Genomic DNA, 22,765 nt, shown 5'->3' with positions numbered 1-22,765 from the left:
TGACCTCGCCGAAGGAGACGACGATGTCCCACACCGCCTACGACCGCGGCACCCCCGTCCCGGTCCGCGCCCCGCGGGGCACGACTCTCACCGCCCGCAGCTGGCAGACCGAGGCACCGCTGCGCATGCTGATGAACAACCTCGACCCGGAGGTGGCGGAGCGCCCCGACGACCTGGTCGTCTACGGCGGCACGGGCCGCGCGGCGCGCGACTGGCCGTGCTTCCACACCATCGTCCGCACGCTCACGACGCTGGCCGACGACGAGACGCTGCTCGTCCAGTCCGGCAAGCCCGTCGGCGTGCTGCGCACGCACGAGTGGGCGCCGCGGGTGCTGATCGCCAACAGCAACCTCGTGGGCGACTGGGCCACGTGGCCGGAGTTCCGGAAGCTCGAGGCCCAGGGCCTCACCATGTACGGGCAGATGACGGCCGGGTCGTGGATCTACATCGGCGCGCAGGGCATCCTGCAGGGCACGTACGAGACGCTCGCCGCCGTCGCGGCGAAGCGGTTCGGGGGCACGCTCGCCGGGACCCTCACGCTCACCGGCGGCTGCGGCGGCATGGGCGGCGCGCAGCCGCTGGCGGTGACGCTCAACGGCGGGGTGTGTCTGGTGGTCGACGTCGACCGCTCCCGCCTGGAGCGCCGCGTGCGCGAGCGCTACCTCGACGAGGTCGCGGACGACCTCGACGACGCCGTCCGCCGCGTCGAGGCCGCGCGCACCGAGAAGCGCGCGCTGTCCGTCGGCGTGGCGGGCAACAGCGCGCACGTCGTGCCGGAGCTCCTCAAGCGCGGCGTCGCGGTCGACGTCGTCACCGACCAGACGTCGGCGCACGACCCGCTGTCGTACCTGCCGCTCGGCGTCGGCGTCGACGAGTGGCACGACTACGCCGCCGCCAAGCCGGAGGAGTTCACCGACCGGGCGCGCGAGTCGATGGCCCGGCACGTCGAGGCCATGGTCGGGTTCATGGACGCCGGTGCCGAGGTGTTCGACTACGGCAACTCCATCCGCGACGAGGCGCGCCGCGGCGGCTTCGACCGCGCCTTCGACTTCCCCGGCTTCGTGCCGGCCTACATCCGGCCGCTGTTCGCGCAGGGGAAGGGGCCGTTCCGCTGGGCGGCGCTGTCCGGCGACCCGCGCGACATCGCCGCCACGGACAAGGCCGTGCTCGACCTGTTCCCGGAGAACGACCACCTGCACCGCTGGATCCGTGCCGCGCAGGAGCGCGTGGCGTTCCAGGGCCTGCCCGCGCGCATCTGCTGGCTCGGGCACGGGGAGCGCGACCGCGCCGGGCTGGCGTTCAACGACCTCGTGGCCTCCGGCGACGTGAGCGCGCCCGTCGTCATCGGGCGCGACCACCTCGACGCCGGGTCCGTCGCCTCCCCGTACCGGGAGACGGAGGGCATGGCCGACGGCTCCGACGCCATCGCCGACTGGCCGCTGCTCAACGCGCTCACCGCCGCGTCGTCCGGCGCCACGTGGGTGTCGCTGCACCACGGCGGCGGCGTGGGGATGGGGCGGTCCATCCACGCGGGGCAGGTGTCGGTCGCGGACGGCACCGACCTGGCGGCGCGGAAGCTCGCACGCGTGCTGTCCAACGACCCGGGCCTCGGCGTCCTGCGGCACGTGGACGCCGGGTACGACGACGCCGCCCGCGCCGCCGAGCGCGGCGGGCTGCGCGTGCCCATGCTGGAGGCGGGCGGCCCCGACCCCGACGAGCCGGCCAGAGCCCTCGACCGGGAGGCGTGACGTGCGCGAGGTGGAGCATCCCGGGGGCGCACACCCGGCGACCCTGATCCTGGGCATCGGCGAGCTCACGACCAACGCCCCCGAGGTGGTCGGCGTCGATCCGGCCGACGACCCGACCGGCCTCGTCCGCGACGCCGCGCTGCTGCTGGACGGCGGACGGGTGGCATGGGTGGGCACGGAGAGCGCGTGCGCCGACGGCGTGGAGCAGGCGCTCGGGCGGGCGCCGGACCGTGTGGTCGCGGTCGAGGGGCGCGCCGTGCTGCCCGGGTTCGTCGACTCCCACACCCACCTCGTGTTCGACGGCGACCGGACGGCCGAGTTCGAGGCGCGCATGGCCGGGCGCCCGTACGCGGCGGGCGGCATCCGCACCACCGTCGCCGCGACGCGGGCGGCGTCCGACGACGCGCTGCGCGCGAACCTGCGCAAGCACGTCGACGAGGCGCTCGCGCAGGGCACCACGACGCTCGAGGTCAAGAGCGGGTACGGCCTGTCCGTGGCCGACGAGGAACGCGCGGTGCGCCTCGCCGCGGAGGTCACCGACGAGGTGACGTTCCTCGGAGCGCACGTGGTGCCGCCGGAGTGCGCGGACGACCCGGATGCGTACGTCGACCTCGTGGTCGGCGACATGCTCGCCGCGTGCGCCCCGCACGCGCGGTGGATCGACGTGTTCTGCGAGACCGGTGCGTTCACCCCCGAGCAGTCGCGGCGGGTGCTGGAGGCAGGCGCCGCCGCCGGCCTCGGCGTGCGGGTGCACGCCAACCAGCTCGGCCCGGGGGAGGGCGTGCGGCTCGCCGTCGACCTCGGCGCCGCCGCCGTCGACCACTGCACGTACCTGTCCGACGACGACGTCGCGGCGCTCGCGGGCTCGTGGTCGTCGGGCGGCGCGTCGGGCGGCTCGTCCGGCCCCGCCGCTCACGGGACCGTCGCGACCTTGCTGCCCGGCGTCGAGTTCTCCACCCGGCAGCCGTACCCCGACGCGCGGCGGCTGCTCGACGCGGGCGCCGTCGTCGCGCTGGCGAGCGACTGCAACCCCGGCTCGTCGTACACGAGCTCGATGCCGCTCATGGTGGCGCTCGCCGTGCGGGAGATGGGCATGACCGTGCCCGAGGCCGTGTGGGCCGCGACGGCGGGCGGCGCGCGGGCGCTGCGGCGCGACGACGTCGGGCACCTCGCGCCGGGCGCCCGCGCCGACGCCGTCGTGCTCGACGCCCCCAGCCGCACCCATCTGGCGTACCGCCCCGGTGTCCCGCTGGTGCACGCGGTGTGGCAGGGCGGGCGGCAGGTCTAGGTCAGGTCGAGATCGGGTCTGGGTCGGGTCTGGGTCGTCAGGCCCCGACGGGGGCGGCCGCCCGGGACGCCCCGCCCATCGTGAGCACGGCGACCAACCCGGCGACGGTGGGCAGCAGCGTCAGCAACCCGAACGCGGTCGGGACGATGACGTCGTAGGCCTCGCCGCCCAGGCTGAGGTTCGTCGCGGCGACGACGAGCCCTGCCACCAGCAGGGCGGCGGCGGTCGGGCGCGCCCAGCGGCGGCCCTTGGCCGTGGCCCGGATGGTCACGCCCCAGCCGACGAGGCCGAGCACGGCCGTGCCCACCAGCCAGGCGGTGATCGCCGTGGCCTCGGTCGAGACGGTGGCGGCGTCCCAGGCGGGGTAGGCCGCGCGGACGTGCGCCGATATCGCTCCGGTGAGCGCCAGGTCGAGAAGCGGCGCCAGGGCGCAGAACAGGGTGAGCCCGGCTCCGATCCACAGGGCCGTCGGGACGGCCCTGGTGCGCTGCGTGCGGTCGGTCTGCGTGCGGTTGCTCATCAGGACTCCTTGTCATACACCGTATGAGACTCGGCGACGCTAGACTTACGTCGTATGAGAAGTCAAGCGACGCCGCGGCGTCCCCAGGGACGGCACGCGGGAGTGACCCGGGCCGCGCTGCTCGACGCGGCGACCGAGCTCGTCGACCGGGACGGCCTCGCGGCGCTGTCCATGCGGCGGCTGGGCGCGGCCGTCGGGGTCGAGGCGATGACGGTCCAGCACCACGTCGGCACCAAGGACCAGCTGCTCGACGGCCTCGTGGAGCGCCTGCTCGACGGCGTCCTGCCGGACCTGCCCGACGCGGGGGACTGGCAGGGCACGCTGCGGGCCGTCGCCCACGGGTTCCGCGCCCAGCTCCTCGCCCACCCCCGGCTCGTGCCGGTCGTCGCCACCCGGCCGGGCATCACGCCGGCGACGCTGCGGGGCATGGAGCGCGCGCTCGAGGCGATGCAGCCGTCCGAGCTCGGGCCAGCGCGGGCGCTCGAGATGGTCTACGCGGTGATCGGCCTGGTGCTCGGCCAGGTGGGCATGGAGGTCGCCGCCGGCGACGACACGACCGCCGACCGGGTCGGACGCCTGGACGCGGCGGACCTGGACGGGCTCCCGCTGCTGCAGCAGGCGGTCGGCGAGGCGCCCGGCCGTGAGCGCCGGAGCGTCTTCGAGGTCTCTCTCGAGGCGCTGATCCGCGGCCTCGCGACGGGTTCGTCGCCCGCCGCGGAGCCGCAGCCGGCCGGGCGGTCGACGGGCCGCTAGACCGCAGCCGGCGCCCGCCGCAGCGCCAGGCCGGCGAGGACCTCCAGCACGCACAGCGCGGCCAGGCGCACCGTGCGCCCGTCGGGGGCGTCCGCGGTCGCGTCCACCTCGGCGACGTCGACCGAGCGCACGCGCTCGTCGCGCGACACCTCGCGGACGAGGGCGCGCAGCTCCCACGCGGCGAGCCCGCCCGGCACGCTCGCCGGGCAGCCGGGCGCGACGGAGCGGTCGCACACGTCGACGTCGACGTCCAGGTGCACCGGCCCGCCCGCGGCGCCGGCGACCTCGAGCGCCTCGCGGGCGACGTCGGCCAGCGCCCCGGGACCGCGTCGGCGCAGGTCGTCGAGGGTCACGACCGTGATGCCGAGGTCGGCGGCACGCTGCGCGTACCCGGCCGAGTTGGCGAAGTCGGCGATGCCGACCTGCACGATCCGCGTCGGGTCCAGGCCCGCCTCGACCAGGCGCCGCACGGGCGAACCGTTGGAGACGCCGTCGCGCAGGTCGTAGTGGGCGTCGAGGGTGACCAGGCCCGCGGTGGCGAGGTCGTCGCCCCAGGCGCCGAGCGCGGTCGCCACGGTGAGCGAGTTGTCGCCGCCGAGCGCGACGAGCGCCCGCGCCTGCGCCAGTGCCGACGTGACGGCGGCGCGGGTCCGCGCCTCGCCGTCCGGGCCGTCCGGCTCGTCGACGTCGCCCAGGTCGACGACGTCGAGCTCGCACAGGTCGACCGGCCCGGCGTCGGCCGCCGTGCCCGGCCCGTCGATCAGCGCGGGGCTGTAGCGGCGCAGCGCGTCGCGCACCGCGGCGGGCGTGGCGTGCGCGCCGGTGGGCGACAGCGAGGTGCGCCAGGCGGGGACGCCCAGCATCGCGAGGTCGGCGCGCGACCCGTCGGGCGTCGTCGCAGGCCAACCGCCCGCGCGTGGCCAGAGGGGGTCGCGGGAGAGGGGGGCGTCGGTCACGTTGCCGACGGTACGACGCGCATGACTCGGCTCACACCCCTTGGGCGGCGCGCCGCGTCCCTGCTATCGTCCCGTATTCGTGGGTTCGATACCTACCTTCGATCATGTCGATCATTCGACCGCGTGATCGGCCCCCGATCCTCGATCTTGCCTGGAGCACCTGTGGCTGTCAGCGTTCCCGTGAGGAAGCTCCTCACCGCGCGCCTGGATGTCGACTTCCGTCGCGTCGCCAGCGCGCTGTGTCGCTGACCCTGCGCTGACCGCCGTCGACGCCGACGGCCCGGCACCCCCCGGCGCTGCCACGCGCCCCGCACCTCCCGTGCACCCTCCGTCCTGACGTCGGCCGCGCCCCGCGCCGCCACGTCCCCCACGACGCCGACCGGTTCCCTGCCGCCCGGCGCCCGAGGCGAAAGGTCCCTCCGTGTCCTCCGCTACGACCAAGATCCCCGGAGCGCAGCCCCGCGCCCGCAAGGGTCTGCGCTTCCCGTCCTTCTCGGTCCAGATCATCCTGGGCCTCGTGCTCGGCGTGCTGCTCGGCTGGCTGGCCCTGTCCATGGGCCCGCAGTCGCCCGGCACGGACGGCTCCGACCCGGTCCCCAACGGACTGACGACGACCCTCGACACCATCGGCTCGTCGTTCGTCACCCTGCTCAAGGCGATCGTGCCGCCGCTGATCTTCACGGCGATCGTCGCGTCGATCGCCAACCTGCGCACCGTCACCAACGCGGCCCGCCTCGCCGGCCAGACGCTGCTCTGGTTCGCGATCACGGCCGCCGTCGCGGTGGCGATCGGCATCGGCCTGGGCCTGGTCTTCCAGCCCGGTCACAACACGACCCTGACCACGGCGGAGGCGGCCGAGCCGTCCAGCACGGGCACGTGGATGGACTTCCTCAACGGGCTCATCCCCACGAACGTGCTCGGCCTCGGTGCCGACACCTCCGTGGAGGCGGGCGCCGACGGCGCGCTGAGCGCCGAGACCGGGATCAGCTTCAACGTGCTGCAGATCCTCGTGGTCGCGCTCGTCATCGGCATCGCGGCGCTCAAGTCCGGCGCCAAGGCCGACCCGTTCCTCGCCTTCAACCGCTCCGCCCTCGCCATCGTGCAGAAGGTGCTGTGGTGGATCATCCGCCTCGCGCCGCTGGGCACGATGGGCCTCATCGGCAACGCCGTCGCGACGTACGGCTGGGAGTCGCTGCGCTCGCTCGCGTCGTTCTCGCTGGCGATCTACGTGGGCCTCGCGCTGGTGCTGTTCGTCGTCTACCCGGTGGTGCTGCGCTCCAACGGGCTGGGCGTCATGGCCTGGTTCCGGGGTGCCTGGCCGGCCATCCAGCTGGCGTTCGTCTCCCGCTCCTCGATCGGCACCCTGCCGGTGACGCAGCGCGTGACCGAGCGGAACCTGGGCGTCCCGAGCGAGTACGCGTCGTTCGCCGTGCCGCTGGCCGCGACGACCAAGATGGACGGCTGCGCCTCGATCTACCCGGCGATCTCCGCGATCTTCGTGGCGCAGATCTTCGGCGTCGACCTGTCGATCACCGACTACCTGCTGATCGCGTTCGTGTCCGTGGTGGGCTCCGCCGCGACCGCCGGGCTCACCGGGGCCATGGTCATGCTCACGCTGACGCTGTCGACCCTGGGCCTGCCGCTCGCCGGCGTCGGCCTGCTGCTCGCCGTGGACCCGATCCTCGACATGGGCCGCACCGCCGTGAACGTCGCCGGCCAGACGCTCGTGCCGACCGTCGTCGCCAAGCGCGAGGGCATCCTCGACCTCGAGCAGTACCGCGCCGCGTCGTCGGAGAACCTGTTCGACGACGACGAGCCGGAGGCGGACGACGCCGCGGCCGAGCAGGCCGACGCCGCCGCGTCCGACGACGCGTCCGACGCCGCGTCGGACGGCGGGTCCAAGGACGACCGCGAGCTGGCGGAGGCCACCACGCGCGCCTGACGGACGCGCGACGCCGGACGTCATGTCGGCGACGACGAAGGCCTGGTGGGCACCTGCCCGCCAGGCCTTCGTCGTGCCGTGACCGCCCCCTGGTGCGGACGGACCTCCTCCTCGAGGACGAGGCGGCGGGCCGCGGATCTCGGCCGTGCGCAGGTGCCGGCACCCCCGGCCGCCTCCCTAGCGTCGGTCACGACGGGCGGCGCGACGCCGACGGACGCCGCCCGCCGCCGACAGGAGGACAGATGATCGAGGTGACGGCGCTGACCAAGCGCTACGGGCGCACCACGGCCGTGGACGGGCTGACGTTCACGGCGCCGCCCGGGACGGTGACGGGGTTCCTCGGGCCGAACGGTGCGGGCAAGTCGACGACGATGCGCCTGATCGTGGGCCTGGAGCGCCCCACGTCGGGCACGGCGACCGTCGACGGCCGCCCGTACGCCGAGCTGGCCGCGCCGCTCCACGACGTCGGCGTCATGCTCGACGCCCGCTCGGCACACCCGGGGCGGACCGCGTTCCGCCACCTGCTGGGCCTGGCGCGCACCCACGGCATCCCCCGGTCCCGCGTCGACGAGGTGATCGCGACGACGGGGCTGGAGACCGTCGCGCACCGCCGCGCGGGCACGTTCTCGCTCGGGATGGGCCAGCGGCTCGGGATCGCCGGCGCGCTGCTCGGCGACCCGGGGACGCTGATCCTCGACGAGCCGGTCAACGGGCTCGACCCGGACGGCGTGCTGTGGGTGCGCGGCCTCGTGCGCGAGCTGGCCGCCGAGGGGCGCACCGTCCTGCTGTCGTCGCACCTCATGCACGAGCTCGCGCTGTGCGCCGACCGGGTGGTCGTCATCGGCCGGGGCCGGCTGCTCGCGGACGCGACCGTGGCCGAGCTCGAGGACGGCGGCTCCCTCGAGGACGCCTACCTGCAGCTCACCGCCGGCGCCGTGCAGTACCGGGGCGGTGCCCGATGACGGCGCCGACCCTGCCGCGCGTGGTCGCGGCCGAGTGGACCAAGCTCGCCGGCCTCCGGGGCCCGGCCCTGGTCGCCGTCGCCACCGTGCTGGTGTCCGGGCTCCTGACGTTCGCGGCCGCGAACGCGTCGTCCGTCGACCCCGGCTTCGACCCGCTCGACTCGCTCACCGCGGGTCTCTCGCTCGCCCAGGTGGGGCCGCTGGTCCTGGGGGTGCTCGTCGGGACGGGGGAGTTCAGCAGCGGCACGTTCCGCGCGACGTTCACCGCGGTCCCGCGCCGGCTGCCCGTCCTCGCGGGCCAGACCGTCGTCACGGCCGCGGCGGCCCTGGCCACCGCCGTCCTGGCGGTCGGTGCCGCGGTGGCCGGCCTGCTGCCCGCCGCCCGCTCGCGGGGGATCCCCCTCGAGCTGACGACCCACGGGACGCCGCAGGTCCTCGCGGGCATGGTGGCCTTCCTGGTCGGGCTGGCGCTGTTCGGCCTCGCGGTCGGGGCGCTGCTGCGCCGCCCGACGCCGGCCTTCGTGGCCGTGCTCGCCGTCGCCCTGGTGCTGCCGATCGCGCTCATGCTCGCGACCGACGTCGCGGCCGGCCCCACGACCGCGCCCGCGGGCGACCCCGCCGCGCTGCAGAGCGCGGTGAACACCCTCGTCACGCTCCTGCCCAGCGGGGCGGGGGCGCTCCTCGCGACGCCGCCCGGGGCCGGCGGCGTCGAGGGCGCGCCCGACCTCGGCCCGTGGGGCGGCGGGCTCGTGCTCGCCGCGTGGGTGCTCGTCCCGCTGGCCGCGGCCGCGGCCCGCCTGCGCGGCAGGGACCTGACCTGAGGTGGGGCCGACGACCGTCCCGGGGAACGCCTCGACGACGCCGCGGGCGCCCGGGCGCACCGGTGTCACGCTCGGGCGCGTGGTCGCCGCGGAGTGGACCAAGCTCGCCGGCCTGCGCTCGACCTGGTGGGTCGTCGTGGGCACGGTCGGCACGACGGCGGCGCTCGCGTGGGTGCTGGGGCTGTTCGCGCGGTCGGGGGACGGCCGGACCGCCGCCTCGCTCGTGGTCGCCGGCCACCTGCTCGCCCAGCTCGGCCCCCTGACGCTGGGCGCGCTGGTGGGCGCCGGCGAGCACAGCGCCGGCACCGCGACGACGACGTACACCGCCGTGCCCCGGCGGCTGCCGGTGCTCGTGGCGCAGGGCGTCGTGACGACCGTCGTCACCCTCGCCGCCGCGGTCGCGGCGGTCGCCGCGTCGGCGCTGGTCACGGCCGGCACACGGGCCACCGCGGGGACGGCGCTCGACCTCGCGGACGGCGAGACCGTCCGCGTCCTGGCCGGGTTCGTGCTCGACCTGACGGGCGTGGCGCTCCTCGGGCTCGGCCTCGGTGCGCTGCTGCGGCGGCCGGCGGCGGCGCTCGTGAGCGCGACGCTCCTGCTGGTCGTCGTCGACCACCTGCTCGCGACGAACCCGGGACAGGCGGCCGACACCGCCCGCGCCCTGCTGCCCGGCGCCGGGACGCGGCTGCTCCTCGACGACGCCGGGCTCGCGGCCCTGGACGCGGCGAGCCTCGGCCCGCACCTCGGGGCGTGGGGCGGCGGGCTCGTCCTCGGGGCCTGGGTCGCCGGAGTGCTCGCCGTGGCCGCGTACCGCCTGCGCCGTGGCGACGTCACGTGAGCGGTCACGGGATCGCGACGGGCATGACGAGCGATGGGAGAGTGGGCCCGTGACGACCCTCCGCGCGGCCGACCCCCTCACCCCGGGACAGGTGCAGCGGCAGGGGCCGCTGGGAGGCCTGGTCGCCGCCCATCCGCGAATCGCTGACGCCGCCCTCGTCACGGCGGTGCTGCTGGTCGGGCTCGTCACCGCCGTCGTGGCGGTGCAGACCGTGCTGGGGACCACCGCCCTGGGGATGTACCGGCCGGGCGCGGCGGTCGCGTGGACCGTCCCGACGGCGTGGCTCGCCGGAGCCGTCCTGGGGGCGGCGCTGCTCGCCGTCCGTCGTCGGTGGCCGCTCGGCGTCACCGCGGCCCTCACCGTCGTGGCCGTCGCCTCGCTGGGCGTCGCGGGCGTGCTCGGCGTCCTCGGGCTGTGCCTCGCCTGCGCGCTGTACACCGTCGCGGCCACCCGGCCGGCACGCACCACCTGGGTCGCCGCCGCCGCGGCGGCCGTGGTCGTCGTGGCCGCGCTGTGGTGGTGGCAGGAGATCGGTCTCGCGGAGATCCTGCTGTGGGGACCGGAGCCGGGGACCGGCGGCGACCCGGCCCGGCAGCTGGAGGCGCCGCCCTTCTCCGCCGGTCGCCGGGCGCTCTCGGCGTCGCTCCTGCTCGCGCTCGTGGCGCTGGGCGTCGCGACGGGGTCGACGGCGCGGGCCCGCCGGCTGTACGCCCTGGAGATCGTCGAGCGCTACCAGGCGATGGCCCGCGAGCGCGACCAGAGCGCGGCGCTCGCGCGCGCGGCCGAGCGGGGCCGCATCGCGCGCGAGATGCACGACGTCGTCGCGCACAGCGTCTCCGTCATGGTGGCGCTCTCCGACGGCGCCGGGGCGGCGCTCGACCGCGCGCCCGAGCGGTCCCGCGAGGCGCTGCGGGAGCTGTCCCGGACCGGCCGGGAGGCGTTGTCGGACCTGCAGCGCGTGCTCGGCGCCCTCGACCCCGCCGACGCCGGGCGTGCCGTGGACGGGGCGGGGCCCGAGCCCCGTCCCGACCTCCCGGGCACGGACCTCGCCGGCGTCGTGGAGCGCTTCCGCGCCGCCGGCCTGCCGGTCACCGCGACCGGCCTCGACGCCCCGCTGCCGGCGGACACCTCGCTGCGGCTCGCGCTCGTGCGGATCGTGACCGAGGGGCTGACGAACGTGCTGCGGCACGCCCCCGGCACCCGGGTCGTGCACGTCGCGCTGGCCCGGGGCGACCGGGCGGTCGAGGTGGACGTGCTCGACGAGGGCGGCACCCGGGCGCCGGCCGGCGGCGGCAGCGGGCGGGGCGTCCTCGGGATGCGGGAGCGGGCCGCGCTCCTCGGCGGCCGGGTCGACGCCGGCCCCCGGCCCGGCGGAGGCTGGCGGGTGCACGTCGTCCTGCCCTGGGACGACGCGCACGACGACGCGCACGACGACGCGCACGACGACACGAACGAGGACGGGGTCCGATGACGACGGTGCTGCTCGTGGACGACCAGGCGCTGCTGCGCATGGGCTTCCGGCTGGTGATCGAGACGGAGGCGGACCTGGACGTCGTCGGCGAGGCGTCGGACGGCGCCGTCGCGCTCGAGCAGGTCGCGGCGCTGGCCCCGGACGTCGTGCTCATGGACATCCGCATGCCGGGGACGGACGGCATCGAGGCCACGCGCCGGATCGTCGCCGAGCACCCGGAGGTGCGCGTGCTCGTGCTGACCACGTTCGACGTCGACGAGTACGCGTTCGCCGCGCTGCGGGCCGGCGCCAGCGGCTTCCTGCTGAAGAACGCCCGCCCGGACGAGCTCGTCGACGCGATCCGCACGGTCGCGACGGGGCGCTCGGTCGTCGCGCCGCGCGTCCTGCGGCGGATGCTCGACCTGTTCGCCCCGCACCTGCCCGCGGGCGGCGCCGACCCCTCCGCGCACGAGACCGACCCCCGGCTGCGCTCGCTCACCCCGCGCGAGCTCGACGTGCTGCGGTGCGTGGCGGACGGGCTGTCCAACGCCGAGATCGCGGACCGGCTCGTCCTCTCCGCGACGACGGTGAAGACGCACGTCGGCAACGTCCTGGCCAAGCTCGGGGTCCGGGACCGGGTCCAGGCGGTGATCGTCGCCTACGAGTGCGGGCTGGTCGCGCCCGGCCGGAACCGCACCAGCGCGCCCGGCGGCAGCTGACCGAGCAGCCACAGGTGGCCCGACGCCACCGCTCCCACCACCGGGTACCCGCCCGTGAGCGGGTGGTCGGGGCCGAACAGCACCGGCAGCCCGTCGGGCGGCACCTGCACGGCGCCCGTCACGCAGCCCACGCTCGGCAGCTCGCGGCCCCGGGCGGCCGGGGTGCGCGCGAGCGGGGAGGGCCCCGCCAGCCGCAGCCCGACGCGGTCCGACCGCGCGGTGACCTCCCAGTCCTGGCCCGCCAGCAGCGCGAGGCCGGCGGCGTCGAACCAGTCGTCGTGCGGGCCGAGCACCAGCGGGAGCGTCGTGACCTCGCCGGGCGCGGGCAGCGTCGAGGGGGACGGCGCCCCGACGTCGTGCGCCGCCACGGCGTCCGCGGCGCCGCCCGGGCCTGCCGCGAGCCGGGTCGCCGGGCCGAGGGCCGCGGGCCCGAGGCCGGCGAGGGTGTCGGTCGCGCGGGACCCGAGGACGGGCGGCGCGTCGACGCCGCCGCGCACCGCGACGTAGGTGCGCCACCCGCGCGCCGGGTGGCCGAGCGCCAGCTCGTCGCCGTCGGCCAGGAGGAACGGGCGCGCGAACGGCGCGGCACGCCCCTCGTCCGGGGCGCCCGCGGGATGCACGACGGCGCCCGCGTCGGCGCCGGCGAGCGCCAGCACCACCGGGCCCCGGGCGCGCAGGCGCAGCCCGCCGACGGCCTCGACCGCCGCCGCCCCCGGCGGGTTGCCCACGGCCCGGTTGGCGGCGCGCAGGCTGCGCGGGTCGGCGGCCCCCGACGCGGAGACGCCGAGGTGCTCGAGCGCCGGCCGCCCGAGGTCCTGCAGCAGCGCCTGCGCGCCAGGCGTCACGACGTCGAGCCCCGGGCCGGACGGGGCTGCGCCGGCGAGATCGGTGGTCCGGGGCGAGGTCGGCGGTCCGGACCGCCGACCTCGCCCCGAACCACCGACCTCACCGGCCGAGCGTCCACGGACGGACTCCCGCACGACCGTGAAGCGCACCCGGTCGCCGGGAGCCCACGGCGTGGGCGGGTCGCGGTCGGCGTCCCAGGTGACGACGTCGGTCCGCCCGATCAGCTGCCACCCGCCCGGGCTCTCGCGCGGGTAGACGCCGGACCAGGGCCCGGCGAGCGCCACGGAGCCCGCGGGCACGCGCGTGCGCGGCGTGTCCCGCCGGGGGACGACCAGCCCGTCGTCGTCGCTCGTCAGGTAGGCGAAGCCGGGCGCGAACCCCACGAACCCCACGACCCACGACGCGGCAGCGTGCCGGCGCACGACCTCCTCGGCGCTCCACCCGAGCAGGTCGGCGACGTCGGCGAGGTCGGCGCCGTCGTACACCGTGGGGATCTCGACGGTCCGGCCGCCCGCGGCGCCGGACCCGGGCTGCCCGGCGGCCTGCCGCGCCGTCGCGACCCGGTCCCGGAGCACGGCCGCCAGGTCGCGGGCGCCGACCCGCCAGGGGTCGAACGGCACCAGCAGCGTGCGCGCCCCCGGCACCGGTCGGCCGACGCCCGGGACGGGCGACGCCCGGAGGGAGCCGTGCAGGGCGAGCGCCTGGTCGAGGTCGTCGACCTCCACCAGCAGCACGTCGTCACGGGCCGGCAGGATCCGCACGCTCAGCGGTCCGCCCGCACCCGTCCGCCCGCGGGCGCGAACGGCGCGATCGCCACGCCCTCGGCGTCGAGGAGCTCGCGGACGCGGCGGGCCATCGCGACGGCGCCGTCGGAGTCGCCGTGCACGCAGATCGAGTCCGCGCGCACCTCGACCGGCGACCCGTCGACCGCCTCCACCACCCCCTCGGTGACGAGCCGCAGCATGCGGCGGGCCACGACGTCGGGGTCGTGCAGCACCGCGCCCGGCTCCCGCCGGGGGACGAGCGTGCCCGCCGGCGTGTACGCGCGGTCGGCGAACGCCTCCGCGACCGTGGTCAGGCCGGCCGCGGCCGCGGCGTCGAGCGACCGGGTGCCCGGCAGGCCGAGCAGCTTCAGCGACGGGTCGACGGCGGCGACCGCGGCCGCGACGTCGGCCGCCACCCGCCCGTCGACCGCTGAGGCGGTGTAGAGCGCGCCGTGCGGCTTGACGTACGTGACGCGCGCGCCCTCGGCGGCCGCGAGCCCCGCCAGCGCGCCGATCTGGTACGCGACGTCGGCCTGCAGCTCCTCGGACGCGACGTCGAGGTCGCGGCGGCCGAAGCCCACCAGGTCGCGGTAGCCGACGTGCGCCCCGACGGCGACGCCGCGCTCGGCGGCGAGCCGCACGGTGCGGCGGATGGAGGCCGGGTCGCCGGCGTGGAAGCCGCACGCGACGTTGGCGGACGACACGACGCCGAGCATCGCCGCGTCGTCGCCGAGGGTCCAGCGCCCGAACCCCTCGCCGAGGTCGCTGTTGAGGTCGACGGAGCTCATGAGGTCAGTGTCCACCCCGCGTCGTCCACCCCGCGTCGTCCGCCCGCGCCCGCCGGTCGAGTGCCTCGACGTATCAACCGCGCCCCCCGGGGCTCGTTCCTTGTCACGGGGATGGCCGACGGATGAATTCTCGGCAGCCCCGCTGGCAAGCCGCGACAGGGTGACGCAGAGTGGGAGAGCCACATCGTCGCCCGGGTCACCGGCACCGGGAGGGTTGTGCAAGGATGCGAGCACTTTGCATCGTCGCTGAGGGAGGTCCGCGGTCGTGACGGTCGTACGAGACGCTGACCAGGTGGAACGCCGCGAGCAGCGCAAGCGGGGGCACGGGCTTGCCCGCGTCGTCGGCATCGCGACCACCGTCGCCGTGCTGAGCGCGGGTCTGGTGGCGCTCCCGGTCGTCGGTGCACCCGGCGACGCGGAGCACCTGCACGCCGCCCAGGACCTGCCCGTCGCGGGCGCGGGAAGCCCGGAGGGAGAGGGCGTCAGCATCGGCGTCGTCGGCGAGACCACGACGACCGGCCCGACCAGCGTGGCCGAGGTGCTCGCCGTCCTGGAGCGCGCCGAGCTGGCCGCCGAGGACGCCGGGCGCGAGTACACCCGCGAGATCGAGCAGGCGGCGGCCGAGGTGGGGATGCTGCTCAGCACGTACCTCGCCCAGCAGGCCGACGCCGGGCTGCGCACCCCCGAGGCCGTCCCGCAGGCCGCGCCCGTCGTCCAGGCCGCGACGAGCCCCGCCGACGGACCGGCCGACGTCTCGACCGCCGACGCCGCGCCCGTCTCGCGCGTCGTCGAGCCGCCCACGTCCCCGGCCGACGCGGTGCAGGACGCGGCCGCCGAGGTCCCCGAGGTGACGGAGTCCGGGCCGGTGACGTTCGACGACGTGGTCGTCGCCGCGACGCGGCTCGCGAACCTGCTCGACCCGGCGTCGGAGAGCTCGGCCGACGCCGTCCTGCCGGCGGACGGGCTGTCCGGCGACAGCTCCCGCGCGACGCTGACCGCCGGGCTGCGGGCCGTCGTCGACAAGTACGCCGGCAGCACCGCGGGCTTCGCCAACGGCCGGATCCCGACCTCGGTGCTGTGCCCGCTGGACTTCGCGCAGGGCCACATGCTGCGGTGCGACGCCGCCGCGCAGCTCACCGCCCTCAACGCGCTGTACGAGAAGGAGTTCGGCGTCCCGATCCCGATGACGGACTCGTACCGGCCGTACGACGTCCAGGTGCGGCTCAAGGTCATCAAGCCGTACCTGGCCGCGACGCCCGGTACCTCCAACCACGGCTGGGGCGTCGCCGTCGACCTGTCGACGCCGATCTCGTCCGGCACGTCCGCCGAGTACCGGTGGCTGCGCGTGCACGGCCCCGACTTCGGCTGGGACAACCCGTCGTGGGCGCGGCTCGACGGGTCCAAGCCCGAGCCGTGGCACTTCGAGTTCTTCGCGTCCGGGCCCATCCCCGACCGGGCGTGGGACTCCGCCGACGTCGGCCGCTGGGACGGCGACGGCCACGGGGCGCCGGTCGACAAGGCGGGCCACGACGACGACGGGAAGCAGCCCGCCGACAAGCGGTCCGGCGACCGGAAGAGCAGCCCCGACCAGAAGCAGCGCTCGGACAAGAAGGGCAGCGCCGACGAGCAGAAGACGGGCTCGGGCGGCAAGGACTCCGGTGGCACCGGCGGCACCGGCGGCACCGGAGGCAAGGACTCGGGGGGCAAGGGCTCGGGCAACGGCTCCGGCGGCACCGGAGGTTCCGACGGCGGGTCGAGGCCCGGCACGGGCGGCGACGGTCCTGGCACGGGCGAGACCGTGCAGAAGGTGACGGTGCCGAACCTCGCCGGCCAGTCCGTCACCACGGCGAAGACGAAGCTCAAGGCGCTCGGGCTCCGGGTCACCACGACGACCCAGGCGAGCGACGAGCCCCAGGGGCAGGTCCTGGAGAACACCGGTGCCGGCCAGAAGGTGCGGACCGGGTGGACGGTCACCCTCGTCGTCTCGAGCGGTCCGGCCCTGGTCACGATCCCGGACCTCGAAGGGCTGACGGTCGCCGAGGCGACGGAGCAGCTCGAGGCGCTCGGGTTCGTGGTGGTCACCGACCCGGCGGAGGGCGTCGGGCCCGAGGACCTGGTCGTCGAGACCCGGGGGGCGGGCACGAAGGTCCCGGAGGGGTCGACCGTCACCATCGACTGGAGCGACATGGTGGTGGTCCCGGACGTCACCGGCCTGACGGTCGCCGAGGCGCGGGACGAGCTCGAGCCGCTCGGGTTCGTGGTCGTCACGGACCCGGCGGAGGGCGTCGAGCCCGAGGACGAGGTCGTCGAGTCCCCGGACGCGGACGCCGCGGTGGCGAAGGGTTCCGAGGTCGTCCTCGCCGTCGAGACCGAGGACGCCGTCAAGTCCGGGGACGAGGGGTGACCGGCTCGACCGAGTCCGCGGGCGAGCGCCGGTCCCGGGAGGCGCTGGAGGCGTCGGGGCTGGAGTTCGAGCTCGTCCGGCACGGCCAGGTGTCGTCGCTGGAGGAGGCGGCGCAGGCGCGCGGTCTGCGGGCGGACCAGGTGATCAAGTCCCTGGTGCTGCGCCGCGGTGACGACGATTACCTGTTCGTGCTGGTCCCGGGCGGCCGCACCATCGCGTGGCCGCGGCTGCGGGCGCTGCTGGGCGTGTCGCGGCTGTCGATGCCCGACCGGGACGTGGCGCGGGAGATGACCGGCTACGAGCGGGGCACGATCACGCCGTTCGGCTCGACGCGCCCGTGGCCGGTGGTCGCGGACGAGCGGGTCGCCGCCGGGCCGGTGTCGATCGGCGCGGGCGGCCACGGCGTGGCCGCCACCGTCGACGGCGCCGCCCTGGTCAGGGCGCTGGGAGCGCAGGTCGCGGACGTCACGGATCCCGAGCCGGGCCGATGACGCCGCGGCGCCCGCACACGCCACCGGCCAGGGTGCGGGCGGCGTCTGCCGCACTGGGCGCCGCGGCAGGGGTGGACGAAACCATCTGAGCGGGGAACACTCGACGCGGGCCTTCTCGTTGCGACAGAGGGGCAGCGAGGGCCGCCCGCTCGCCGATCGGCGCCGCACGTACGGGAGCTTCACGAGGACATGGACTTCGACACCAGCAGCGAACCCGGGCCCAGCTCCGGGATCTCGTCACGCACCGGGGACGAGGGCACCGTCCTGACCCTCTGGGGCGAGGTGGACGCGGAGCTCCGGGAGGCGGCCAGCGACGCGATGGCGAGCCTCGCGGCCCGCGGGACCACGCGCCCCGTCGTCCTGGACGCCCGGGACGTGACGTTCATCGACTCGTCCGGGGTCGCCTTCATCCTGCAGGTCTACATGCTCGGCCAGGAGACGGGGACGCCGGTGGTGCTGCGCGCCCCGTCGGACGCGGTGACCGAGGTGCTGGACATGGTGGGCATGGGCGGCCGCATCCCGGTGGAGGAAGCGGAGCCGTCGGGCCGGCGCGGATGACGGGTCCCTCCCGCCCTGTCCTGGACTCGCGGCGCGTGCGCGCCGCCCGCCTCGAGGCGACGGGCCTGCGCGGGCCCGGCACGCCCGGCCTCCCGGCCGCCGTCGAGCGGCTGCTCGCCGTGCAGGGGCAGGAGCTGCAGCCCGCGCTGTGGGGGCTGAGCCGACGCGTCGACGCCGCGGCCCGGCCCGACCGGGCGGCGGCGAACCGGTCGCTCGCCGACGGCGAGGTGCTGCGCACCCACGTGCTGCGCCCCACCTGGCACCTGGTGCGGCCGGCCGACGTGCGCTGGCTGCTCGAGCTGACGGCGCCACGGGTCGCGCGGCTCATGGCGTCGACCGAGCGGGCGTGGGACGTGGGCGACCTCGGCCCCGGCGTGGACGCGGTCGCCGCCGAGGTCGCGGCCGGGCCCCGCACCCGCGCCGAGCTGAAGGGCGCGCTCCTCGCGCGCGGGGTGCTCGCCGCCGACGCGCCCGGCATCGTGTTCACGCAGACGCTCATGCACGCCGAGCTGCGGCGGCTGGTCGTCAGCGGCCCGCCGCCGGCCGGCCGGCCGGAGCACCACCAGGTGTACGCGGCGTTCGACGACCGGGTCCCTGCCGGCTACGGGCCGCTCGGCGAGCGGTTCGACGCGGAGGCCGCGGTGCTGGAGCTGTGGCGCCGCTACCTGCCGGGACGGGCGTTCGCCACGGTGGGTGACCTGCGGCTGTGGAGCGACATCCCGCTCGCCGACCTGCGGCGGGGCCTGGCCGTGCTCCGCGACGCCGGCGAGGTCGTCGAGGTGCCGGGCGCCGGCGACCTCGAGGGGCTCACCCTCGTGGGGACGACGTCCGTCGCCGACCGCTGGCTCGACGACCCCGGCCGGCACGCGCCGGGCACCACCCGGCCGGAGGTCGACCTGCTCCAGGCGTACGACGAGCTCCTCATGTCCTACCGCGAGACGCGGCACGTCGTGCTCGACCCCGCGCTGCCGCCGCCCGACCGGGCGGGAGCCTTCGTCCACTCGCTGGCGGTGGACGGCGTCGTCGCGGGCCGGTGGCGCTGGCCCGCGAACCCGCCGCCCGGCGGTCTGGTCGACGTCGAGGTGCAGTGGCTGCGCGACGCGACCGGCTCCGAGCCCGAGGCCCTGTCCGAGCAGGTCACGGCGCTGGCCGCGTACCTGGCGCCGACGGCGGCGTAGGTCCTCGGGACGACCCGGGATCCACCGGAAGACGGATCCGCGGGGGTGCCACGAGGTGGCAGGGTGGTCCCGTGCATCAGAACTGGGCCGGGAACCTGACCTACTCCGCTCGCGAGATCGTGCGCCCCACCTCGCTGGAGCAGCTCGCCGACGTCGTCACGGCGGCCGACCACGTGCGCGCCCTCGGCTCGCGGCACTCGTTCAACGACGTCGCCGACACCCCGGGCGTGCACGTGCAGGTGGACGTGCTCGACGACGGCCGCCCCGCCGTCGACCTGCTCGACCAGGACGGGGCGGAGAACGGCATCGTCTCGGTGAACGCCGGGCTGCGCTACGGCGAGGTGTCCCGCGGCCTGCATGCGACCGGGCGCGCGCTGGGCAACATGGCCTCCCTGCCGCACATCTCGGTCGCCGGCGCGGTGGCCACCGCGACCCACGGCTCGGGCGACGCGAACCAGAGCCTGTCCGGCGCCGTCGTGGGTCTGGAGATCATGTCGCCGGGCGGCGAGCTGCGCCGCATCACGCGCGCGGAGCACCCCGACGTCTTCGCGGGCACGGTCGTGTCCCTGGGGGCGCTGGGCGTCGTGACCCGGGTGGAGCTGACCACCGTGCCGACCTTCTCGGTGCGCCAGGACGTGGCCCAGGAGCTGCCCTGGGACGACTACCTCGACAACTTCGACGCGATCATGTCCGCCGCGTACTCGGTGAGCGCCTTCACCCGCTGGGACGACCCGGCCGTGCGCGACATCTGGTTCAAGTCGAAGGCGGGGTCGGACGGCGGACGGGTGCCGGAGGTGCCGGGCGCGCGCTGGGCGACGACGCCGGTGCACCCCCTGCCGGGCGTGGACCCGTCGGCGTGCACGGAGCAGCTGGGGGTGGCGGGGCCGTGGCACGAGCGGCTGAGCCACTTCCGGCTCGAGTTCACGCCGTCCGCCGGCGACGAGGTCCAGTCGGAGTACCTGCTGCCGCGCCGCAACGTGGTGGCCGCGGTCGAGGCGATGCGGCGGCTGGGCCCGAAGGTGGCGCCCCTGCTGGCCACGAGCGAGATTCGCACGGTCGCCGGCGACGACCTGTGGCTCAGCCCGTTCGACGAGCCGTCCGTGGGGTTCCACTTCACGTGGCTGCCGCGCGAGGCGGACGTGCGTGCGGTGCTGCCGGACGTCGAGGCGGCGCTGCTGCCGCTCGGGGCTCGGCCGCACTGGGGCAAGGTGAGTACGGTGGACCCGCGCGACATGGCGGCCCTGTACCCGCGGTTCGGCGACTTCCGCGCCCTCGCGGACCGGTTCGACCCGGAGGGCCGGCTGCGCGGCGGGTTCGTGGGGCGCCTGCTCGCCGGTTGAGCATGTCGCGACGGGCTCGACCGGCGCCCCTGAGGCATCATCATTCGTGAGACGCGTTTGACGCGGCGGTGATCAACATGGAGGTTCGTCACCCGTGACCGCAACATCCACGCATGACACGCAGCCCCCGCGGGAGCAGTTCACCGGACAGGTCGGCTTCATCCTGTCCGCGATCGGCTCCGCCATCGGGCTCGGCAACATCTGGCGATTCCCCGGCGTCGCGTACGAGAACGGCGGCGGCGCCTTCATGGTGCCCTACGTGATCGCGCTCCTGACGGCGGGCATCCCGATCCTGTTCCTCGACTACGCCCTCGGGCACCGCTTCCGTGGCGGGCCGCCGACGGCGCTGCGCCGCGCCAAGTCCTGGCTGGAGACCCTCGGCTGGTTCCAGGTGATGATCTGCTTCGTCATCGCGATCTACTACGCCGCGATCATCGCCTGGGCGCTGAGCTTCTTCGTCTACTCGTTCGACCTGAGGTGGGGCGACGACACGGCGGGCTTCTTCACCGGCGAGTACCTGCAGCTCTCGGACACGGCCAACGGCGGCCCGTGGTTCTCGCTCGACTTCGTGCCGGCGGTGCTGATCCCGCTGCTGCTGGTCTGGGTCGCGACGATCGCGGTCCTCGCGGGCGGAATCGCGAAGGGCATCGAGAAGGCGAACGTCATCTTCCTGCCGCTGCTGGTGGTCGCGTTCGCCGTCCTCGTGGTGCGGGCGGTCTTCCTGGACGGCGCGGGGGACGGCCTCAACGCCCTCTTCACCCCGGACTGGGGCGCGCTCGGCGACCCGAACGTGTGGATCGCCGCCTACGGGCAGATCTTCTTCTCGCTCTCCGTGGCGTTCGGCATCATGATCACGTACTCGTCCTACCGGAAGCGCAAGGCGAACCTCACGTCGCCGGGCCTCGTGGTGGCGTTCTCCAACTCGGGCTTCGAGATGCTCGCGGGCATCGGCGTGTTCGCCGCGCTCGGCTTCCTCGCGCACGAGCAGGGGATCGCCGTCGGTGAGCTGGAGGGCATCACCGGGCCGATCCTGTCGTTCGTGACGTTCCCCGCGGTCGTGTCGCAGATGCCGGCCGGCCCGCTGTTCGGCGCGCTGTTCTTCGGGGCGCTGGCGATGGCCGGGTTCACGTCGCTGATCTCGATCCTGCAGGTGGTCTCCGCCGGCATCCAGGAGAAGTTCGGCCTCACCCGCCGGCAGGCCGTCACCGGCCTCGGCGTCGTCGCCGGGGTCGTGTCGGTCGTCGGGTTCTCCACGACCACGGGCCTCATCGCCCTGGACACCATCGACAACTGGTCGAACAACATCGGCATCGTGGCGTCCGCCGTCCTCATGTGCATCTTCCTCATCTGGGTGCTGCGCATGGGTCCGGAGCTGCGCTACCACCTCACCGGGGTCTCGACGTTCCCCGTCGGGCGCTGGTGGTACATCTGCGTGGGCGCGATCGTCCCGGCCGTGCTCGCCTACATGCTGGTCTCGCGGATCGTCGACCTCGTGCAGAACGGCTACGAGGGCTACGACGAGACCTACCTGCTGTACGCCGGCTGGGGCACGCTCGTGGTGCTCGTCGTGGGGGCGGTCCTGCTGACGCTGCCGCGCTGGCGGGTCGACCCCGACAGGTTCGACGCCTGGCCCACGTACCCGCCGGTGGCGTCCGCTGCCGCGACCTCCGGGAAGGAGACCGACCGATGAGCACCGACGCGATCGTGATGATGATCGTCGCCCTGCTGATCGTCTGGGGCGGGATGATCGCCAGCATCCTGGCGCTGCGGGCCCGGCCCGAGCGGACGGACTTCCCGCCCGGCGGCGAGGACGACCACCGCGAGGACGACCCGATCGTCCAGCACGACACCTGACCCCGAGCGACCCCGACCTGCTGGGGGTACGAGATCGGCGTGGACTCGAGCTCGAGTCCACGCCGATCTCGTACCCGCAACGATCAGTCGTTGTTCTCGCGGACCTTCTCCACGCCCTCCTTGAGCAGGAAGAGCGGCAGCAGGAACGCGGCAAGCATCCCCATCAGCCAGACCACGACGGGGCCGAGGATCCAGCCCGCCGCGCCGGAGATCACGAGGCCGTCGGTGGTGAGGACGGCGATGATGAGCGCCACGAACGTGGACAGCAGCCCGACGGCGCCGACGAGCGCGGGCGCGTTGTTGCGGGCGATCTTGGCGAGGAAGGGCGAGAGGATCGCCTGCGCCAGGGCGAACACCACGACGGCGACGACGAAGCCCAGGGGCTCGCTCCAGTTGATCTCGAAGGTCTCCAGGTCCAGCATCGAGAAGCCCCAGTCAGTCAGCAGGATGCCCACCGCCGCTGCGAGCAGGAAGATCGCCGCCCGGATCAGGAATCTGATCATTCTCGGAGCATAAGGACGGCGGCGTCCTCCGGCATGTCGAGA

General features: G+C 75.5%; 20 protein-coding genes and 1 pseudogene. 16 read left to right on the top strand and 5 right to left on the bottom strand.

All coding sequences use genetic code 11. The features are described 5' to 3' along the window. Positions 1-23 precede the first annotated feature (23 nt). Positions 24-1,748 (top strand): urocanate hydratase, encoded by a 1,725-nt coding sequence (gene hutU / locus IEW03_RS13070; RefSeq protein ID WP_188524125.1) that lies wholly within the window; start codon positions 24-26, stop codon positions 1,746-1,748. A 10-nt stretch (positions 1,749-1,758) separates the two neighbouring features. Further along, the gene (gene hutI, locus IEW03_RS13065) at positions 1,759-3,036 is read left to right on the top strand and encodes an imidazolonepropionase (RefSeq protein ID WP_188524124.1); all 1,278 of its coding nucleotides are present in this window, start codon (positions 1,759-1,761) and stop codon (positions 3,034-3,036) included. A gap of 37 nt (positions 3,037-3,073) precedes the next feature. Here the strand turns inward: hutI and IEW03_RS13060 are convergent, their stop codons facing one another. After that, positions 3,074-3,556 (bottom strand): hypothetical protein, encoded by a 483-nt coding sequence (locus IEW03_RS13060; protein WP_188524123.1) that lies wholly within the window; start codon positions 3,554-3,556, stop codon positions 3,074-3,076. Between the two features lie 54 nt (positions 3,557-3,610). Here IEW03_RS13060 and IEW03_RS13055 point away from each other — a divergent pair, with 54 nt between their 5' ends. Next, positions 3,611-4,309 carry a TetR/AcrR family transcriptional regulator gene (locus IEW03_RS13055; RefSeq protein WP_188524122.1) on the top strand — a complete coding sequence of 233 codons (699 nt, stop codon included), beginning with the start codon at positions 3,611-3,613 and terminating at the stop codon, positions 4,307-4,309. On the opposite strand, the gene IEW03_RS13050 is transcribed toward IEW03_RS13055, so the two are convergent. Further along, the gene (locus tag IEW03_RS13050) at positions 4,306-5,265 is read right to left on the bottom strand and encodes an arginase family protein (RefSeq protein ID WP_229737979.1); all 960 of its coding nucleotides are present in this window, start codon (positions 5,263-5,265) and stop codon (positions 4,306-4,308) included. The two genes, IEW03_RS13055 and IEW03_RS13050, sit on opposite strands and share 4 nt — an antisense overlap. Positions 5,266-5,686: 421 nt before the next feature. Between IEW03_RS13050 and IEW03_RS13045 the strand changes: the two genes are divergently transcribed. The 6 genes and pseudogenes from IEW03_RS13045 to IEW03_RS13020 all read left to right on the top strand — a co-directional run bounded on the left by IEW03_RS13045 (position 5,687) and on the right by IEW03_RS13020 (position 11,997). Continuing rightward, positions 5,687-7,207 (top strand): dicarboxylate/amino acid:cation symporter, encoded by a 1,521-nt coding sequence (locus tag IEW03_RS13045; protein ID WP_371870626.1) that lies wholly within the window; start codon positions 5,687-5,689, stop codon positions 7,205-7,207. A 242-nt stretch (positions 7,208-7,449) separates the two neighbouring features. Beyond that, positions 7,450-8,106, top strand: a pseudogene (locus tag IEW03_RS13040) (ABC transporter ATP-binding protein); the annotation flags it as partial. 59 nt (positions 8,107-8,165) lie between these two features. Next, a complete protein-coding gene (locus IEW03_RS13035) occupies positions 8,166-8,990 on the top strand; it encodes an ABC transporter permease subunit (protein WP_188524120.1) in 825 nt (274 codons plus the stop codon). A 79-nt stretch (positions 8,991-9,069) separates the two neighbouring features. Next, positions 9,070-9,828, top strand: a complete 759-nt coding sequence (locus tag IEW03_RS13030) for a hypothetical protein (RefSeq protein WP_229737978.1) — start codon at positions 9,070-9,072, stop codon at positions 9,826-9,828. A 49-nt stretch (positions 9,829-9,877) separates the two neighbouring features. Further along, a complete protein-coding gene (locus IEW03_RS13025; RefSeq protein ID WP_188524118.1) occupies positions 9,878-11,299 on the top strand; it encodes a sensor histidine kinase in 1,422 nt (473 codons plus the stop codon). Then, positions 11,296-11,997, top strand: a complete 702-nt coding sequence (locus IEW03_RS13020; protein ID WP_188524117.1) for a response regulator — start codon at positions 11,296-11,298, stop codon at positions 11,995-11,997. Before IEW03_RS13025 ends, IEW03_RS13020 begins: the two co-directional genes overlap by 4 nt. On the opposite strand, the gene IEW03_RS13015 is transcribed toward IEW03_RS13020, so the two are convergent. Both IEW03_RS13015 and IEW03_RS13010 read right to left on the bottom strand, forming a co-directional pair. Beyond that, complete coding sequence (locus IEW03_RS13015; protein WP_188524116.1) at positions 11,937-13,604, bottom strand: 5-oxoprolinase subunit B/C family protein; 1,668 nt, start codon at positions 13,602-13,604, stop codon at positions 11,937-11,939. The two genes, IEW03_RS13020 and IEW03_RS13015, sit on opposite strands and share 61 nt — an antisense overlap. Before the next feature lie 2 nt (positions 13,605-13,606). Continuing rightward, positions 13,607-14,395, bottom strand: a complete 789-nt coding sequence (locus IEW03_RS13010) for a LamB/YcsF family protein (RefSeq protein WP_188524115.1) — start codon at positions 14,393-14,395, stop codon at positions 13,607-13,609. 265 nt (positions 14,396-14,660) lie between these two features. On the opposite strand from IEW03_RS13010, the gene IEW03_RS13005 reads away from it, so the two are divergent. From IEW03_RS13005 to IEW03_RS12975, 7 genes are all read left to right on the top strand, one after another. After that, the gene (locus IEW03_RS13005) at positions 14,661-16,799 is read left to right on the top strand and encodes a PASTA domain-containing protein (protein ID WP_188524114.1); all 2,139 of its coding nucleotides are present in this window, start codon (positions 14,661-14,663) and stop codon (positions 16,797-16,799) included. Then, entirely contained in the window at positions 16,796-17,290 is a 495-nt protein-coding gene (locus IEW03_RS13000; protein WP_188524113.1) for an aminoacyl-tRNA deacylase, read from the top strand. Before IEW03_RS13005 ends, IEW03_RS13000 begins: the two co-directional genes overlap by 4 nt. Positions 17,291-17,479: 189 nt before the next feature. Beyond that, positions 17,480-17,848 (top strand): STAS domain-containing protein, encoded by a 369-nt coding sequence (locus IEW03_RS12995; protein WP_188524112.1) that lies wholly within the window; start codon positions 17,480-17,482, stop codon positions 17,846-17,848. Between the two features lie 35 nt (positions 17,849-17,883). Then, positions 17,884-19,026 (top strand): winged helix DNA-binding domain-containing protein, encoded by a 1,143-nt coding sequence (locus tag IEW03_RS12990; protein WP_188524111.1) that lies wholly within the window; start codon positions 17,884-17,886, stop codon positions 19,024-19,026. A 71-nt stretch (positions 19,027-19,097) separates the two neighbouring features. Further along, positions 19,098-20,366 (top strand): FAD-binding protein, encoded by a 1,269-nt coding sequence (locus IEW03_RS12985; RefSeq protein ID WP_188524110.1) that lies wholly within the window; start codon positions 19,098-19,100, stop codon positions 20,364-20,366. A 94-nt stretch (positions 20,367-20,460) separates the two neighbouring features. After that, on the top strand, positions 20,461-22,056 hold the full coding sequence (locus tag IEW03_RS12980) for a sodium-dependent transporter (RefSeq protein WP_188524109.1): 1,596 nt from the start codon (positions 20,461-20,463) through the stop codon (positions 22,054-22,056). Continuing rightward, entirely contained in the window at positions 22,053-22,220 is a 168-nt protein-coding gene (locus IEW03_RS12975) for a methionine/alanine import family NSS transporter small subunit (RefSeq protein WP_188524108.1), read from the top strand. Before IEW03_RS12980 ends, IEW03_RS12975 begins: the two co-directional genes overlap by 4 nt. 83 nt (positions 22,221-22,303) lie before the next feature. Here IEW03_RS12975 and IEW03_RS12970 read toward each other — a convergent pair whose 3' ends face one another. Then, positions 22,304-22,723, bottom strand: coding sequence for a hypothetical protein (locus IEW03_RS12970; protein WP_188524107.1), 420 nt, complete (start codon positions 22,721-22,723; stop codon positions 22,304-22,306). Between the last annotated feature and the right edge of the window lie 42 nt (positions 22,724-22,765).

Origin of the sequence: Isoptericola cucumis, from assembly GCF_014635665.1 — a bacterium.
GTDB classification, from domain to species: domain Bacteria; phylum Actinomycetota; class Actinomycetes; order Actinomycetales; family Cellulomonadaceae; genus Isoptericola; species Isoptericola cucumis.
This window is presented reverse-complemented; position numbering and strand designations above follow the sequence as displayed.

Coding starts and splice junctions, on each gene's coding strand:
- hutU (WP_188524125.1), top strand. CDS start 24: ATGTCCCACACCGCCTACGACCGCGGCACCCCCGTCCCGGTCCGCGCC.
- IEW03_RS13060 (WP_188524123.1), bottom strand. CDS start 3,556: ATGAGCAACCGCACGCAGACCGACCGCACGCAGCGCACCAGGGCCGTC.
- IEW03_RS13055 (WP_188524122.1), top strand. CDS start 3,611: ATGAGAAGTCAAGCGACGCCGCGGCGTCCCCAGGGACGGCACGCGGGA.
- IEW03_RS13035 (WP_188524120.1), top strand. CDS start 8,166: ATGACGGCGCCGACCCTGCCGCGCGTGGTCGCGGCCGAGTGGACCAAG.
- IEW03_RS13020 (WP_188524117.1), top strand. CDS start 11,296: ATGACGACGGTGCTGCTCGTGGACGACCAGGCGCTGCTGCGCATGGGC.
- IEW03_RS13010 (WP_188524115.1), bottom strand. CDS start 14,395: ATGAGCTCCGTCGACCTCAACAGCGACCTCGGCGAGGGGTTCGGGCGC.
- IEW03_RS12995 (WP_188524112.1), top strand. CDS start 17,480: ATGGACTTCGACACCAGCAGCGAACCCGGGCCCAGCTCCGGGATCTCG.
- IEW03_RS12975 (WP_188524108.1), top strand. CDS start 22,053: ATGAGCACCGACGCGATCGTGATGATGATCGTCGCCCTGCTGATCGTC.
- IEW03_RS12970 (WP_188524107.1), bottom strand. CDS start 22,723: ATGATCAGATTCCTGATCCGGGCGGCGATCTTCCTGCTCGCAGCGGCG.